Genomic DNA, 597 nt, shown 5'->3' on the forward strand with positions numbered 1-597 from the left:
GATCCACAGGGCGCGGTCGAGCCAGTGGCGGCCTTCGCGGGGTGCGCCGCAGGCGTGCCAGTAGAACCAGAGGGTGCCGGCCAGGCGGAGGCCGGCGAGGGCTTCGCCCGGGGCGGTGAGGCTGTAGTCGAGGGCGGCTCGCAGGTTGTCCTGGTCGGCGCGGAGCCGGGCGACGGTCTCGCGCTGGCCGGGGCCGAACCAGGTGCGCTCGCAGGCGGCGGCGCGTTCCTGCATCCAGTCGCGCTGGCGGCGGCGGGCGGCGTTCTCCTCGCCGGGGAGTTCGCGGAGTTTCTCCAGGCCGTAGTGGCGCAGGGTGTCGAGGAGGCGATAGCGGAGGCCGTCGGGGCCGGGTTCCCGGCACAGCACGCTCTTGTCGACGAGTCCGGCGACGGCTGCCAGGACGTCGTGGGGCCGTACCTGCTCGCCGTCGGCGCACACGGCCTCGGCGGTCTCCAGGTCGAAGCTGCCGGCGAGGACGCAGGCGCGGGCCCACACCAGTTGCTCGTGCGGTGTGCAGAGGTCGTGGCTCCAGTCGACGGCGGCGCGCAGGGTCTGGTGGCGGGGCAGGACGGCGGGGCTGCCGGCGGAGAGCAGGCG

Annotated in this window: 1 protein-coding gene; it reads right to left on the reverse strand. The window is 75.2% G+C overall.

All coding sequences use genetic code 11. The features are described 5' to 3' along the window. A partial coding sequence (locus tag CCN42_RS33580) for an ATP-binding protein (RefSeq protein WP_422641231.1) occupies nt 1-597 on the reverse strand: 597 nt, incomplete at both ends.

Origin of the sequence: Streptomyces glaucescens (genome assembly GCF_002154375.1) — a bacterium.
In the GTDB taxonomy this organism is placed as follows: domain Bacteria; phylum Actinomycetota; class Actinomycetes; order Streptomycetales; family Streptomycetaceae; genus Streptomyces; species Streptomyces glaucescens.